The sequence below is a fragment of the Brevundimonas sp. genome (assembly GCF_046299535.1).
Lineage (GTDB): Bacteria > Pseudomonadota > Alphaproteobacteria > Caulobacterales > Caulobacteraceae > Brevundimonas.
In genome coordinates this window covers 48,005-62,697 of the sequence record NZ_JBKBIB010000011.1, presented here as the reverse complement: position 1 = coordinate 62,697, position 14,693 = coordinate 48,005, and the positions used below count along the sequence as shown (strand labels likewise).

Here is a 14,693-nt window from a genome sequence, read left to right as displayed (position 1 = left end):
TGGCCTGAATGAATGCTCCTGTGACGAACGCTTCCCCGGCGAACGCCCCCCTGAAGAACGCCTATGCATGGCCCGACGACAAGGGCCGCTTCGGCCCTTACGGCGGGCAGTTCGTGGCCGAGACCCTGATGCCGCTGATCCACGAGCTGGACGCGGCCTATTCGGCGGCCAGGGCGGACCCCACCTTCCAGGCGGAGCTGGACGGGTTCCTGACCCACTATGTGGGCCGGGCCAGTCCGCTGTATTTCGCCGAGCGCCTGACCGACCACTTCGGCGGCGCGCGGGTGTGGCTGAAGCGCGAGGACCTGAATCACACCGGCGCGCACAAGATCAACAACTGCATGGGCCAGATCCTGCTGGCGCGGCGCATGGGCAAGACCCGGATCATCGCCGAGACCGGCGCGGGTCAGCACGGGGTCGCCTCGGCCACCGTGTGCGCGCGCTTCGGCCTGCCCTGCACGGTCTACATGGGCGCGGTGGACGTGGAGCGGCAGCAGCCCAACGTCTTCCGCATGAAGCTGATGGGGGCCGAGGTCACGTCGGTGACGGCGGGCGCGGCGACCCTGAAGGACGCCATGAACGAAGCCATGCGCGACTGGGTCACCAACGTCGAGGACACCTATTACATCATCGGCACGGCGGCGGGACCGCACCCCTATCCGGCCATGGTGCGCGATTTCCAGAGCGTCATCGGCCGCGAGATCAAGGCCCAGTCCATGGACCAGATCGGGCGTCTGCCCGACGCGGTGGTGGCCTGCATCGGCGGGGGCTCCAACGCCATCGGCGCCTTCCACCCCTTCGTGGACGACGAGGGCGTGCGCCTGATCGGGGTAGAGGCGGCGGGCCATGGCCTGGACACGCCGGACCACGCCGCCAGCCTGAAGGGCGGACGGCCCGGCGTGCTGCACGGCAACCGCACCTATCTGCTGCAGGATCAGGACGGCCAGATCGTCGAGGGGCACTCCATCTCGGCGGGGCTGGACTATCCGGGCATCGGGCCCGAGCACGCCTGGCTGAACGACATCGGGCGGGCGGAGTATCGGTCGGCCACCGATCAGGAGGCGCTGGACGCGTTCCAGATGTGCTCGAAGCTCGAAGGCATCATTCCGGCGCTGGAGCCGTCTCACGCCCTGGCTCGTGTCGCTGAAGTGGCGAAGCAGGTGGGCAAGGACGGGGACATTGTGCTTCTGATGTCCGGACGCGGCGACAAGGACATCTTCACCGTCGCCAAACATCTGGGAGTGACCCTTTGAAGCGTTTCCTCATGATGGCGGCCCTGGCCGCCGCCGCCGCCGCGCCGGCTTACGGTCAGGATCCCTCCGCGAGCGGGGCTGACACCTCCCTGAGCCTGCCGCTGGTGGAAGGCGTCTCCGCCGCGCCGGACTGCGGGGGGCTCTATGACCTGCAGGGAGTCGCCCAGTGCATGAGTGCGCCGTTGTCGCAGTTGCCCGCCGTCGCGGCGCTGTACATGGCGGCCCTGCCCCAGGCGGGTTGGAACCACATTGATGGCGGCGACAATCAGGTGCTGTTCCAGCATGCGCGCGATGACGGCCAGTGCGACTTCCTGGTCATGCTCGCCTTCTATGACGACACCCTCCCGGAAGAGGCGCTGGCTGACGCAACGGGCTATCTGGGCTTCGTCCTGCGCACCCAGGGCGCGTGCGTCCCCGTGCCGCCCGAAGAAACTGCTCCGCAATGACCACCGCGCGTATCGACGCCCGCTTCAAGGCGCTGAAGGCCGAGGGCCGAGCCGGGTTCGTGGCCTATGTGATGGCGGGCGATCCCACGCGGGATCAGGCGCTGGAGATTCTGCGCGGCCTGCCGGGCGCGGGCGCCGACATCATCGAGCTGGGCTTTCCGTTCTCCGATCCCATGGCCGAGGGGCCGCCGATCCAGCGGGCGGCGCAGCGGGGCCTGAAGGCCGGGCTGACGCTTCAGGGCACGCTGGATCTGGCGGCGGACTTCCGCAAGGGCGACGCGGACACGCCGGTGATCCTGATGGGCTATCTGAACCCCATCGAGAGCATGGGCCATGAGGCCTTCGCCCGCGCCGCCAATGCGGCGGGCGTCGACGGCCTGATCGTGGTGGACTGCCCGCCCGAGGAGGCCGGTCCCCTGACCGACGCCCTGGACGCCGAGGGGCTGTCGCTGATCCGTCTGGCCACGCCCACGTCGGACGACGCGCGGCTGAAGATCGTGGTCTCGCGCACCTCGGGCTTTGTCTATTACGTGTCGGTGGCCGGGGTGACCGGGGTGAAAGAGGCGCAGGCCGCCTCCGTGGCCCCCGCCGTGGAGCGGGTGCGCAAGGCCTCGGGCCTGCCCGTGGCCGTGGGCTTCGGGGTCAAGACGCCCGAGCGGGCCGCCGAAATCGCAAAGGTGGCGGACGCCGTCGTGGCCGGGTCGGTGCTGGTGGACGAGGTGGCTGCGGCGCTGGAGGCGAACGAACCGGCCGCGCCGCGCGTTCTGTCGAAGGTGAAGGCGCTGGCGGACGCGGTCCGGGGTGCGCGCGTCGCGGAAACCGTCTAAAGGCCCCGGCATGATCGACAAGACCACTCCCCCTCGCCAAGGCTGGCTGTCCCGTTTCGCGCCGGGCGTGCGCAAGATCGTGGGCCGCCGCGACACCCCCGACAATCTGTGGGTCAAGGATCCGGCCTCCGGCGAGATGCTGTATCGCCCGGATCTGGAGACGGCCCTGTGGGTCACGCCCTCGGGCCGGCACATGCGCATCGGGGCCGAGGCGCGCCTGCGCTACACCTTCGACGACGGCGCCTGGGAGAAGATCGACACCCCGGACGTGCCCGAGGATCCTCTGAAATTCTCGGACGGCAAGCCGTACCGCGAGCGGCTGAACGCCGCGCGCAAGAAGTCTGGGGCCAAGGACGCCATGGCCATCGGCTACGGCGAGATCGACGGGACCCCGGCCGTGGTCATCGTGCAGGACTTCACCTTCATGGGCGGGTCGCTGGGCATGGCGGCGGGCGAGGCCTTCATCGCCGCGGCGCGCGAGGCCGTGAAGCGCGGCTGCCCCATGGTCTGTTTCACCGCCGCCGGCGGGGCGCGCATGCAGGAAGGCGCGCTGAGCCTGATGCAGATGGCGCGCACCACCCTGGCGATCCAGGAGCTCAAGGCCGCGCAACTGCCCTATGCGGTGGTGCTGACCGACCCGACCACGGGCGGGGTGACGGCGTCCTACGCCATGCTGGGGGACGTTCACCTGGCCGAGCCGGGCGCCCTGATCGGGTTCGCCGGGCCGCGCGTGATCGAGACCACCATCCGCGAGAAGCTGCCCCCCGGTTTCCAGCGCTCCGAGTATCTGCAGGAAAAAGGCATGGTGGACCGGGTGGTCAAGCGCGCCGACTTGCCGAAGGAACTGGGCGCCATCCTCTCGATGCTGATGGGCGGACGGCGGCGCGCGGCGTAAAAGCGCCCATGGATCCCATTTCCGCGCGCTTGCTGGCGCGACTGCCCCAGAAGATCGACCTGTCGCTGGACCGGATGCGGGCCCTGTGCGCGGCGCTGGGCGATCCGCAGGACCGGCTGCCCGCCGTGGTCCATGTGGCCGGGACCAACGGCAAGGGATCGACCGTCGCCTTCCTGCGCGCCATGGCCGAGGCGGCGGGCCTGAGGGTCCATGTCTACACCTCGCCCCATCTGGTGCGGTTCAATGAGCGCATCCGGCTGGCGGGCGCGCTGATCGAGACCGATGCGCTGAACGGCCTTCTGGACCGGGTGGAGGCTGCGGGCGCGCCCGCCACGGTGTTCGAGGCGACCACGGCGGCGGCCCTCGTGGCCATGGCCGAGACGCCCGCCGATCTGGCCCTGATCGAGGTGGGGCTGGGCGGGCGTCTGGACGCCACCAATGTGATCGACCGGCCGCTGGTCAGCGTCATCGCCCCGGTAGATCTGGACCACGCCGAGTTTCTGGGGACCGATCGGGCCGTGATCGCGGGCGAGAAAGCCGGGATACTCAAGCCCGGCGTCCCGGCCGTCATCGCGCGGCAGGCCGAAGACGCCATGGCCGTGATCGAGGCCGAGGCCGCCCGCGCAGGCGCGCGGCTGACGGTGATGGGCCGCGACTTCGACGCCTGGCCCGAGCGGGGCGCCATGGCCTGGCAGGGCGAGGACCGGTTGCTGGACCTGCCCACCCCGGCCCTCTACGGCGCGCACCAGGTCGACAATGCGGCCCTGGCCGTCGCCGTGGCGCTGGAGCTGGATCTGCCCGAAGCCGCCATCGTGCGCGGCGTGGAGACGGCCCGCTGGCCCGCCCGCATGCAGCGGCTGACCGAGGGGCGGTACGCCGAGGTGGCGCGTGAGGCCGACGCCGAGCTGTGGCTGGACGGGGGGCACAATCCCCACGCCGCCGCCGCCCTGGCCGAGGCCCTGTCGCGCATGCAGGCCCGCGCGCCCCGCCCGCTGGCCCTGATCTGCGGCATGCTGGCCAACAAGGACGCGGGCGGCTTTTTCGAGGCGCTGGGCGACACCGGCGCCCATGTCTTCACCGTGCCGTTCGAGGGCGCGGCGGCCGACCCCGCCGCCCTGGCCGCGGTGGCCCACGGGCATGGTCTCGGAGCGACGCCATGCGAGGGGCTGGACGCGGCGCTGGAGCGGGCCGTGCGTTTCGGCGCCGGCCGGGTGGTGATCTGCGGATCGCTGTATCTGGCCGGCGAGGTGCTGGGCGCTGACGAACTGACCTGGCCGCGCTGAAGGAGCTTCCATGCGCCGTATCGCCATCCTGACCCCTGCGCCGAACGATCCGTCCTATGCGGGCCGCTGGCGCGCGGTGTTCGATCGTCTGGCGCCGTCGCTGCGGGAGGCCGGGCTGGAGCCGGTTCCGACGGCGTGGACGGGGCATGAGCGGGATGCGGCGGGTCTGGCGGGGTTTGATCTGGTGCTGCCGCTGATCGTCTGGGGCTACCACCGCGATCATCCCCGCTGGCTGGCGGCGTGCGAGATCTGGCGCGCGGCGGGGGTTCCGATGGCCAACCCGGCCGGGGTGCTGATCTGGAATTCGGACAAGCGCTATCTGGGGCGGCTGGCCGAGGCGGGGGCGCCCATCGTGCCGACCGTCTATGCGGAGAACGTGACCCAGGATCCCATCGAGGCCGCCTTCACCGACTTCGACGCCGAGGCCCTGATCGTGAAGCCTGCGGTGTCAGGCGGGGCCTACCGCACCACCCGCCTGCGCCGGGGCGAGGCCCTGACCGAGACGCCCCACGGCACGACCATGATCCAGCCCTATCTGAAGGGGCTGGAGACCGAGGGCGAACTGTCGCTGCTGTTCTTCGGGGGCCGCTTCAGCCACGCCATCCGCAAGGTGCCGGCGGCGGGCGACTTCCGCAGCCAGCCGGATTTCGGCGGCCATGTCACGGCGATCACGCCGCCCGACGACGCCCTGGCCGTGGCGGAACGGGTGCTGTCCATCATCGGCGAGGATCTTCTGTACGCCCGCATCGATCTGGTGCCCGGCCCGGACGGGTCGCCCGTGCTGATCGAGGCCGAGCTGATCGAGCCGGACTTCTACCTGGGCTTCGACCCGGAGCGGGGCGCGGGCTTTGCGCGGGCGGTGGCGGCGCGGGTCGGGCGCTGAACCGCCGCCGCCTCGGCCATCAGGTCGGGCCGCGCCGGGCACAGATCGGAGATGACGCAGGCCTCGCACCTGGGCCGCCGCGCGATGCAGGTGTAGCGGCCGTGCAGGATCAGCCAGTGGTGGGCCTTGGGCAGCCAGTGGTCGGGCACCACGTCATGCAGCTGGGCCTCCACCTTGTCCGGGGTGTTGGCGTTGGCCAAAGCGAGGCGGTGTGAGACGCGGAACACATGGGTGTCCACCGCGATGGCCGGCTCGACGCCTAGTTCGTTGAGCACCACCGAGGCGGTCTTTCGCCCCACCCCCGGCAGGGCCTGAAGGTCGTCGCGGTTCAGCGGCACCTCGCCGCCGTGCCGTTCGATCAGGATCTGCGACATGGCGATCAGGTTCTTCGCCTTGTTCCGGTACAGGCCGATGGAGGCGATGTAGGGGATCAGGCCCTCGACGCCGAGCGCGGCCATTTTCCGGGGCGTGTCGGCCACGGCGAACAGCCCGGCCGTGGCCTTGTTCACACCGACGTCCGTGGCCTGAGCCGACAGGGCGACGGCCGAGACGAGGGTGAACGGATTGGTGAAGTTCAGCTCGGTCTTCGGCTCGGGCATCACCCGCGCCAGACGGGCGAAGATCTCCTCCACCCGGTCGGGGTCGGGGGGGAAGCGTGACACGGCAATCATGGCCCTTCATCCCGCGTGACAAGGATTTGAACAAGGGGCTTAATGGTCGAAACGGGGAGAGACGTTCATGAAGTCCGCAATCGCCTTGATCGCCGCCGCCGTCCTGCTGATCCCGCTCACGGCGACGGGCCAGGACTACGGCGAGGTGGACGAGATCGTCGTCACCGGCTCGCGCCTCGCCGGTTGGGGGCCCGAAGAGGTGCCCCAGGTGCGGCTGACCCGGCGGGCGGATAATCTGGTCATTCAGGTGCAGGTAATCTGCGACACGCGCGACCCCGCCAGGCGACGCGCCGAGTTGCTGGAGACGCTGAGAAACATGGCGCGGTCGGCGGCCGGTCGGGACGACATCGACCTCAGTACCGGATCGGACATCCTCTCATCCTTCGACGAGACCATGGCGGGCGGACTGACGATCGGCGTTGATCGCACGCGCGCCGACACCAGCTTGGTCACCCTGACGATCAAGACGCCCGTCCGCGCCGATGACACTCTGGATGCCGCCACGGCACGCATCGAGCGCTTTGTGGAACAGGCCCCCAAGGCCGGACGCACCGAAATCGTCCTGTCGGGGGACTGGGAGCTCACCCTGATCGGTCCCGACCGGTATCGCGCCGAGATACTGGCAGCCATCGCGGCGGACGCCCGTCGCACCGCCGAAGCCTTCGGAGATCAATATGCGGTACAGGTGGATGGGCTTGCCCACCGCGTGACGTGGACCCAGTCCGGGCCGCTCGATCTGTCGCTGTTCATTCCCTACCAGTTGACGGTCACCCCGGCCGGTTCCTGACCAGATCGTCCACCACAGCCGGGTCGGCGAGGGTGGAGGTGTCGCCAAGGGCGCCGGTCTCGTTCTCGGCGATCTTGCGCAGGATGCGCCGCATGATCTTGCCCGAGCGGGTCTTGGGCAGGCCGGGGGCCCACTGGATCACGTCGGGGCTGGCGATGGGGCCGATCTCGGCGCGGACGTGGGCGACCAGCGCCTTGTGCAGGGCCTCGGACGGCTCCTGATCCGCCTTCAGGGTCACGTAGGCCCAGACTCCTTGGCCCTTGATGTCGTGGGGATAGCCCACCACCGCAGCCTCGGACACCGCCGGGTGGGACACCAGGGCGCTTTCGATCTCGGCGGTGCCGAGACGATGGCCTGAGACGTTCAGCACATCGTCGATGCGCCCGGTGATCCAGTAATAGCCGTCCGCATCGCGGCGGGCGCCGTCGCCGGTGAAATACTTGCCGGGGAAGGTGGTGAAATAGGTCTCGATGAAGCGGTTGTGGTCGCCATAGACCGTGCGCATCTGGCCGGGCCAGGAGTTGGTGATGCACAGCGGGCCCTCGGCGGCGCCCTGCAGAATGTCGCCCTCGTTGGTGACGATGGCGGGCATGACGCCCGGGAGGGGCTTGGTGGCCGAACCGGGTTTGAGCTCGGTGGCGCCGGGCAGGGGGCTGATGAGGATGCCGCCCGTCTCGGTCTGCCACCAGGTGTCCACGACGGGGCAACGGCCGTCGCCCACGACCCGGTGATACCACAGCCAGGCCTCGGGATTGATGGGCTCGCCCACCGATCCCAGCAGGCGCAGGGACGAGCGGTCGTGCTTCGTCACCCAGTCGTCGCCCTCGCGCATCAGGGCGCGGATGGCGGTGGGGGCGGTGTAGAAGGTGTTGACCTTGTGCTTGTCCACCACCTGCCAGCAGCGCCCGGCGTCGGGCCAGGTGGGCACGCCCTCGAACACCAGGGTCGTGGCCCCGTTCGCCAGCGGGCCATAGACGATATAGCTGTGCCCCGTGACCCAGCCCACGTCGGCGGTGCACCAGTAGATGTCGCCGGGTTTGTAGTCGAACACCAGCTCGTGGGTGTAGGCGGCCCAGGCCAGATAGCCGCCGGTGGTGTGCAGCACGCCCTTGGGCTTTCCGGTGGAGCCGGAGGTGTAGAGGATGAACAGCGGATCCTCCGCGTTCATGGGCTCGGGCGCGCATTCCGTGGAGGCCGCCTCGCGCACGTCCTCATAGACCACGTCGCGGCCCTCAGTCAGGGGCACGTCGGCGCCGGTCCAGCGGATCATCAGCACCTTGTCGACGGCGACCTTCTCCAGCGCCTTGTCCACATTGGCCTTGAGCGGGATGCGCTTGCCGCCGCGCCTGCCCTCGTCGGCGGTGATGACGATGGTCGAGCCGCAGTCCTCGATGCGGCCACCGAGGCTGTCCGGCGAGAAGCCGCCGAACACCACAGAATGCACCGCGCCGATGCGGGCGCAAGCCAGCATGGCCACGGCCGCCAGCGGGATCATGGGCATGTACAGGGTGATGCGGTCGCCCTTTTTCGCGCCCAGATCCCTGAGCACATTGGCCATGCGGCACACCTCGGCGTGCAGCTCGGCGTAGGTCATCGCGCCGTCGACGGACGGGTCGTCGCCCTCGAACAGGATGGCGGTCTGGTCGGCGCGGTCGGGCAGGTGCCGGTCGATGCAATTGACGCTGGCGTTCAGCTCCCCGTCGGCGAACCAGCGGATGCGGAAATCGACCCGATCGAAGCTGACGTCCTTGACCTCGGTGAAGGGCTTCGACCAGTCCAGCCGCTCGCCCACGCCGCGCCAGAAGCCTTCCGGATCACGCGCCGCGCTCTCGACCGCGCGGGCATAGGCGGGGGCGTCCATGTGGGCGTCGGCGGCCAGCTCGGCCGGAACGGGGATGCGGGTGTGATCGGTCATTGGGGGCTCCGTGGGGGAGGTCGCGTCTTTGCGGCGCCGGTCAAACAGGCGTATGCGCTGGGCCGCCGCTTGCCAAGCGGACCACTGTCTCTAGTTCCGGAGTTTTCCATGCTGATCCACCTGTCGTCCTGGCCCGAGATCGACGCGCGCCTCAAGGCGACGAAGACCGTGGTCGTGCCGATCGGCTCCAACGAACAGCATGGCCCCACCGGCCTGCTGGGCACCGACTGGCTGTGCCCCGAGATCATCGCCCACGCGGCGGAGAAGCAGGACGAGGGTCTGGTGGTGGCGCCCACCTTCAATATCGGCATGGCCCAGCATCACCTGGCGTTCGCGGGCACCATCTCCCTGCGGCCCTCCACCTTCATGGCGGCGATCACCGACTGGGTCTCGTCCCTGACGCGGCACGGCTTCGAGCGCATCTATTTCCTGAACGGGCACGGCGGCAACGTGGCCACCATCGAGGCGACCTTCTCGGAGATCTACGCCGAATGGTCCTTCGTGGAGGAGCGCCCGCCCTTCGCCCTGAAGCTGGTCAACTGGTGGGACCTGCCGGGGGTGCACCGGCTGTGCACCGAGATCTTCCCCAAGGGCCACGGCATGCACGCCACCCCGTCGGAGATCGCCGTGACCCAGGCCGCCTATCCCGACCGCATCAAGACCGCGGACTATGCGCCGCAGATCGCGCCCGTGGGGCCGATCCGCGACGCCCTGGACTATCGGGCGCGGTTCCCGGACGGGCGCATCGGCTCGGACCCGGCCCAGGCCTCGCCGGAGAAGGGCCAGCGCATCATCGACGCGGCGGTCCCGGCCCTGCTGGCCGACGTGAAAGCGTTCTCCGCCGAGGTCGCCCCCTGACCGCCGCTTGCATGGCGGTCGCGTCCGCCCCAGGCTCGCGGGCATGAGCAAGCCTGAAAGCGACCTGAGCGCCGCCGAGATGAACGACCGCCTGATGCGTGACGCCGGGGCCGTGATCCAGCGGCGGCTGGAGATCATGGCCGAGGCCCTGTGCGACCCGGCCGGCGCCGACCTGACCGAACTGGCCCTGATGAGCGACGAGAAGCTCGCCGCCTTCACCGAGGCGTCCGGCCGGTCGGCGGCGGGCGCGGGCGCGGTGGCCGGGCGCCTCGCCAGCGCATGGGTCGCTGAGGCGGATATCGGCGCCAGGGCGCTGGATCAGGCCATGAAGGCCCCGGACGCGGCCCAGGCGGCGGTGATCCAGGCCCAGTGGGCCCTGGGCTGGTGGGGCCGCGCGGCGGAAACGGCCATGGGGCTGAACGCCGAAACGGCCCGGATCCAGGCCGAGGTGCTGGCCCCGGTGCAGGCGGCGGTCAGCGCCAATGCCCGCCGGTTGAAGCGCGACTGAGGTCCCCGCCCCGGTTCCAGTGGGGCAGGGGACGCGCTAGACGGGGGCGCGAACCCAAGGAGACAGATCATGGCCGACTATGAAACCCTGCTGATCGAACGGCACGCCGACGGCTATGCGGTCGTGACGTTGAACCGGCCCAGGGCGCTGAACGCCCTGAACAGCCAGGTTTTCGCCGACCTGACGGCCTTTCTGGACAGCGTCGAGCGTGACGACGCGGTGCGCTGCCTCGTCCTGACGGGGTCGGAAAAGGCCTTCGCGGCCGGCGCGGACATCAAGGAGATGGCCGACCAGTCCTATGCCCAGATGTTCACCGACAATTTCTTCGCCGCCGGGCACGACCGCATCACCCGGTTCCGGAAACCGATCATCGCGGCGGTGTCGGGCTATGCGCTGGGCGGCGGCTGCGAGCTGGCCATGCTGTGCGATTTCATCATCGCCTCGGAGACGGCGAAGTTCGGCCAGCCGGAGATCAATCTGGGCGTGGCGCCGGGCATCGGCGGGTCCCAGCGCCTGACCCGGCTGGTGGGCAAGTCGAAGGCCATGGACATGATGCTGACCGCCCGCATGATGGACGCCGCCGAGGCGGAGCGCGCCGGGCTGGTCAGCCGCGTGGTTCCGGGCGAGCGCCTGCTGGAGGAGGCGCGGGAAGCGGCGGCCAAGATCGCGGCCCACAGTCCCCTTGCGGTCATGGCCAACAAGGAGCTGGTCAATGTGGCCCTGGAGAGCACCCTGACCGAGGGCGTGCGCTTCGAGCGGCGGCTGTTCCATAGCCTGTTCGCCTTCGAGGACCAGAAGGAAGGCATGTCCGCCTTCGTCGACAAGCGAAAGCCGGAATTCAAAGGGCGCTGAGTCCAGAGTCGCGTTGACCCCTGCGCACCCATCGGCTATAGGCCCGCCCTCTTGAGATTTCCACGCCGTGGAGGAGTGCTCCGCGGCGTTTCCCGTTCGAAGGTTTGACTGATGGCTAATAACCCCGGCGCCAAGAAGGCGATCCGCAAGATCGCCGCCCGGACTGAAGTGAACACGGCTCGCCGCAGCCGCGTCCGCACCTTTCTGAAGAAGTTCGACACCGCCGTCGCCGGCGGGGACGTTGAAGGCGCCAAGACCGCCTTCCACAACGCCCAGTCCGAACTGATGCGCGCGGTGTCCAAGGGCGTGGTTCACAAGAACACCGGCGCCCGCAAGGTCTCGCGTCTGCACGCCCAGTTGAAGAAGCTGGCCGCAGCCTGATCTGACGGCCTGTCACGGGCCTGTCATACCAAAATCCAATGATTTCAACAGCGAAGGAGAGTTCTCTCCTTCGCTGTTTTGCCGTGTGCGGCTAAGTTGAGATAAAGAATTTCGCCTCCTCCCAGGCTGCCGATCGGCGGTTTCCCCAAGCGCGGGAGGCGCTTAGCGGAGTCAAACAATTTATCCGCATGACGCGCAGCGAATCAGCGTTGACGGCGACCCCGCTGAGCGTAAGTTTTGGGGTCTAACGCACTTCCATCCCAACACGGATGAAGACGGCGCGGGACCCTGTTCCGCGTCGGCGGGAGAAGTCCGTCTGCGAGGCCGACCCCACCGCCGGAACCCCTGTTCCGGCGGCCCGGAGAAGTCGTCCCGGAGATCAGGCGGGCTTGCGGCTGGTGGATTGAAAGAGGTGGCTTACCAAATGGCGGGCAGCGCGGCGGAACAGAGACTGACGGATCCGGAACGGATCTGGGACGAAGCGGCGACGCGTCTGCGCGCCGAGATCGGCGAGGGTCCGTTCAGTTCCTATATCGCGCCGTCGGCGGTGCGATCCGACGCGTCGGGCCGGCTGGTGCTGGTGACGCCCACCGCCTACGCCCGGGACTGGGTCCGCAGGAACGCCTTGCGCCGCATGAACGAGCTGTGGCTGGGCCTGGACGGTCTGTCACGCCATCTGGACGTGCGCTGCCGGGCCGAGTTCGGCTCGCCCGCGCCGACCGTTTCCGGCTCCGCGTCCCAGGGACAGGCGCCCGCGGCGCAACCCCGCGCCACGGTGGGTCCGGTCACCGACGGTCCCCGGGCCGTGCGGGCCGCGGGCCTGCAGGACCGCCTGACCTTCGACGCCTTCGTGGAAGGCCCCGGCAACGCTTTCGCCCTGGCCATCGCCAGACAGACCGCCAGCTGGGCCGAGGGCCATTTCAACCCGGTGTTCCTGTGCGGCCCCTATGGCCACGGCAAGACCCACCTGCTGAACGCCATCGCCTGGGAGGCGCAGCGTCTGCGTCCCAACGCAAAGGTGATCTATCTGACCGCCGAACGGTTCCTGTCCACCTTCGTGCGGGCCGTGCAGGACCGCCAGACGGCGGCCTTCAAGGAAAGCCTGCGCTCGGCCGACATGCTGCTGCTGGACGATGTCCAGTTCGTGGGCGGCAAGAGCTCGACCCAGGAAGAGCTGCTGAACACCCTGACCGCCCTGATCGAGGACGGAAAGCGCGTGGTCATGGCCGGCGACAAGCCGCCCACGGCCATGACCGACATCGAACCGCGCCTGCGCTCGCATCTGGCCGCCGGTCTGACCTGTCCGGTGGAGCCCGCCGACCGCGCCGTGAAGCTGGCCGTGGCCAGAAAGCGCTTCGAGGCCCTGGGCCGGCTGGGTCTGGTGTCCGGCGAGGCGCGTCCCGAAGTGCTGGAGCAGCTGGTGGACCGCACGCCGGGTTCGGTGCGCGAACTGGAAGGCGCAGTGAACACCCTGGCCGCCTCCGCCGGGCCGCGTCTGGCCGAGCTGACGGCGGACGAGGCCTCGGTGCTGCTGGGCGCCGCCCTGCGCGGCGGGCCCGAGCGCCGCATCACCGTGGACGAGATCCAGAAGACGGTGGCGGAGCACTTCAATCTGAAGCAGGCGGACCTGCTGAGCGAGCGGCGCACGCGCATCATCGCCCGCCCGCGCCAGATCGCCATGTACCTGTGCAAGCAGCTGACCACGCGCAGCTATCCCGACATCGGCCGCCGCTTCGGCGGGCGGGACCACACCACGGTCCTGCACGGGGTTCGCCGCATCGAGGAAATGATGCCCGCGGACGACCAGATCGCCCGCGATGTGGAGACCCTGACCCGCAAGCTGCGGGGATAAGCGCCCCCGGTCTGTGGAGCGCCCGTTTCCCCTGTTGAAGCGGGCGCGCAAGCCGCTAATGTCCAAGGCCCACAATTGCAGCGGCGGCGGTTGAGTCGTCGTCATCCGGGCGAGACCAAATGCAGCTGACGATCGAACGCGCGGCGCTCCTCAAGGCCCTTGGCCACGTGCAGAGCGTCGTCGAACGACGCAACACCATCCCGATCCTGTCCAACGTCCTGCTGTCGGCAGGCCGGGACCGCTTGAGCTTCGCGGCCACCGACCTGGACATGGAGATGGTGGATGAGGCCGAGGCCATGGTGCACACCGAGGGCCAGATCACGGCCCCGGCCCACACCCTGTACGAAATCGTGCGCAAGCTGCCGGAAGGCGCTGAGGTGTCGCTGCTGTACTCCGGCGACGATCCCCGTCTGGTGGTCCAGGCCGGCCGGTCCAAGTTCAACCTGCCGGTGCTGCCGGCCGGGGACTTCCCGGTCATGTCCGCCGACAGCGCCGGAGCCCGGTTCAGCCTGCTGAAGGAAGATCTGGTCCGGCTGATCGACAAGACCCGCTTCGCCGTCTCCACCGAGGAGACGCGCTACTATCTGAACGGCCTGTATCTGCACACCGTGTCCGAGGGCGGGCAGGCGCTGCTGCGCGCCGTGGCCACCGACGGCCACCGCCTGGCCCTGGCCGAGACCCCGGCGCCGGAAGGCGCGGCGGGCGGCCCTGGCGTGATCGTGCCGCGCAAGACCATCGATCAGGTGCGCCGCCTGCTGGACGACGGCTCCGGCCCGGTGGAGGTGCAGGTCAGCGCCCAGAAGATCCGCTTCGAGTTCGGTCAGGCCAGCCTGACCTCCAAGGTCATCGACGGCTCGTTCCCCGACTATCTGCGGGTCATCCCCAAGGGCAACGACAAGCGCGCCGACATCGACAACGCCGTGTTCGCCCAGGCCGTGGACCGGGTCTCCACCATCTCGGCCGAGAAGAGCCGCTCGGTGAAGCTGGGCCTGGACAACGACCGGGTCACCCTGACCGTACGCAACATGGAAGCCGGTCAGGGCGTGGAGGAGGTCGAGATCGGCTATTCCGACGAAGCCTTCGAGATCGGCTTCAACGCCCGCTATCTGCTGGACGTGGCCGGCCAGATCGAGGGCGAGACCGCCACCTACATGTTCGCCGACCCGGCCAGCCCGACCCTGGTGCTCGATCCGGGCGATCCGGGCGTGCAGTACGTGCTGATGCCGCTGAGGGTGTGATTCTGAGTGGCGCGTGGCGAGTGGCGAGTGGCGAGAAGGCTAGA

The 14,693-nt window shown here is 69.2% G+C and carries 15 protein-coding genes; 13 read left to right on the top strand and 2 right to left on the bottom strand.

The features are described from left to right. The first annotated feature begins 8 nt into the window (after positions 1-8). The 6 genes from trpB to ACK4FB_RS10560 are packed head-to-tail and all read left to right on the top strand — an operon-like array spanning position 9 to position 5,587. The gene (trpB, locus tag ACK4FB_RS10585; RefSeq protein ID WP_409751693.1) at positions 9-1,253 is read left to right on the top strand and encodes a tryptophan synthase subunit beta; all 1,245 of its coding nucleotides are present in this window, start codon (positions 9-11) and stop codon (positions 1,251-1,253) included. Continuing rightward, complete coding sequence (locus tag ACK4FB_RS10580; protein ID WP_409751690.1) at positions 1,250-1,699, top strand: hypothetical protein; 450 nt, start codon at positions 1,250-1,252, stop codon at positions 1,697-1,699. The genes trpB and ACK4FB_RS10580 overlap by 4 nt, the downstream gene beginning before the upstream one ends. Beyond that, complete coding sequence (gene trpA / locus ACK4FB_RS10575) at positions 1,696-2,526, top strand: tryptophan synthase subunit alpha (RefSeq protein WP_409751687.1); 831 nt, start codon at positions 1,696-1,698, stop codon at positions 2,524-2,526. Before ACK4FB_RS10580 ends, trpA begins: the two co-directional genes overlap by 4 nt. A 10-nt stretch (positions 2,527-2,536) precedes the next feature. Further along, complete coding sequence (accD, locus tag ACK4FB_RS10570) at positions 2,537-3,421, top strand: acetyl-CoA carboxylase, carboxyltransferase subunit beta (protein WP_409751684.1); 885 nt, start codon at positions 2,537-2,539, stop codon at positions 3,419-3,421. A gap of 8 nt (positions 3,422-3,429) precedes the next feature. Continuing rightward, complete coding sequence (locus tag ACK4FB_RS10565) at positions 3,430-4,704, top strand: bifunctional folylpolyglutamate synthase/dihydrofolate synthase (protein ID WP_409751681.1); 1,275 nt, start codon at positions 3,430-3,432, stop codon at positions 4,702-4,704. 10 nt (positions 4,705-4,714) lie between these two features. Next, positions 4,715-5,587: a RimK family alpha-L-glutamate ligase gene (locus ACK4FB_RS10560; RefSeq protein WP_409751678.1), complete on the top strand. Its 873-nt coding sequence runs from the start codon at positions 4,715-4,717 to the stop codon at positions 5,585-5,587. Here the strand turns inward: ACK4FB_RS10560 and nth are convergent. Next, positions 5,518-6,258, bottom strand: a complete 741-nt coding sequence (gene nth / locus ACK4FB_RS10555) for an endonuclease III (RefSeq protein WP_409751675.1) — start codon at positions 6,256-6,258, stop codon at positions 5,518-5,520. The genes ACK4FB_RS10560 and nth overlap by 70 nt on opposite strands. Before the next feature lie 67 nt (positions 6,259-6,325). Here nth and ACK4FB_RS10550 point away from each other — a divergent pair, with 67 nt between their 5' ends. Next, a complete protein-coding gene (locus ACK4FB_RS10550; RefSeq protein ID WP_409751673.1) occupies positions 6,326-7,045 on the top strand; it encodes a hypothetical protein in 720 nt (239 codons plus the stop codon). On the opposite strand, the gene acs is transcribed toward ACK4FB_RS10550, so the two are convergent. Next, positions 7,026-8,960: an acetate--CoA ligase gene (acs, locus tag ACK4FB_RS10545; protein ID WP_409751670.1), complete on the bottom strand. Its 1,935-nt coding sequence runs from the start codon at positions 8,958-8,960 to the stop codon at positions 7,026-7,028. The two genes, ACK4FB_RS10550 and acs, sit on opposite strands and share 20 nt — an antisense overlap. A gap of 108 nt (positions 8,961-9,068) precedes the next feature. Between acs and ACK4FB_RS10540 the strand changes: the two genes are divergently transcribed. From ACK4FB_RS10540 to dnaN, 6 genes are all read left to right on the top strand, one after another. Further along, positions 9,069-9,818: a creatininase family protein gene (locus tag ACK4FB_RS10540; RefSeq protein ID WP_409751667.1), complete on the top strand. Its 750-nt coding sequence runs from the start codon at positions 9,069-9,071 to the stop codon at positions 9,816-9,818. A 43-nt stretch (positions 9,819-9,861) separates the two neighbouring features. Beyond that, positions 9,862-10,326 carry a phasin gene (locus ACK4FB_RS10535; RefSeq protein WP_409751664.1) on the top strand — a complete coding sequence of 155 codons (465 nt, stop codon included), beginning with the start codon at positions 9,862-9,864 and terminating at the stop codon, positions 10,324-10,326. A 69-nt stretch (positions 10,327-10,395) separates the two neighbouring features. Further along, positions 10,396-11,178: an enoyl-CoA hydratase gene (locus ACK4FB_RS10530; RefSeq protein ID WP_409751661.1), complete on the top strand. Its 783-nt coding sequence runs from the start codon at positions 10,396-10,398 to the stop codon at positions 11,176-11,178. Positions 11,179-11,289: 111 nt separating this feature from the next. Beyond that, positions 11,290-11,559: a 30S ribosomal protein S20 gene (gene rpsT / locus ACK4FB_RS10525; RefSeq protein WP_409751659.1), complete on the top strand. Its 270-nt coding sequence runs from the start codon at positions 11,290-11,292 to the stop codon at positions 11,557-11,559. A gap of 424 nt (positions 11,560-11,983) precedes the next feature. Continuing rightward, positions 11,984-13,411 (top strand): chromosomal replication initiator protein DnaA, encoded by a 1,428-nt coding sequence (gene dnaA, locus ACK4FB_RS10520; RefSeq protein WP_409751877.1) that lies wholly within the window; start codon positions 11,984-11,986, stop codon positions 13,409-13,411. A gap of 119 nt (positions 13,412-13,530) precedes the next feature. Next, complete coding sequence (gene dnaN, locus ACK4FB_RS10515) at positions 13,531-14,649, top strand: DNA polymerase III subunit beta (protein ID WP_409751656.1); 1,119 nt, start codon at positions 13,531-13,533, stop codon at positions 14,647-14,649. The last annotated feature ends 44 nt before the right edge of the window (positions 14,650-14,693 follow it).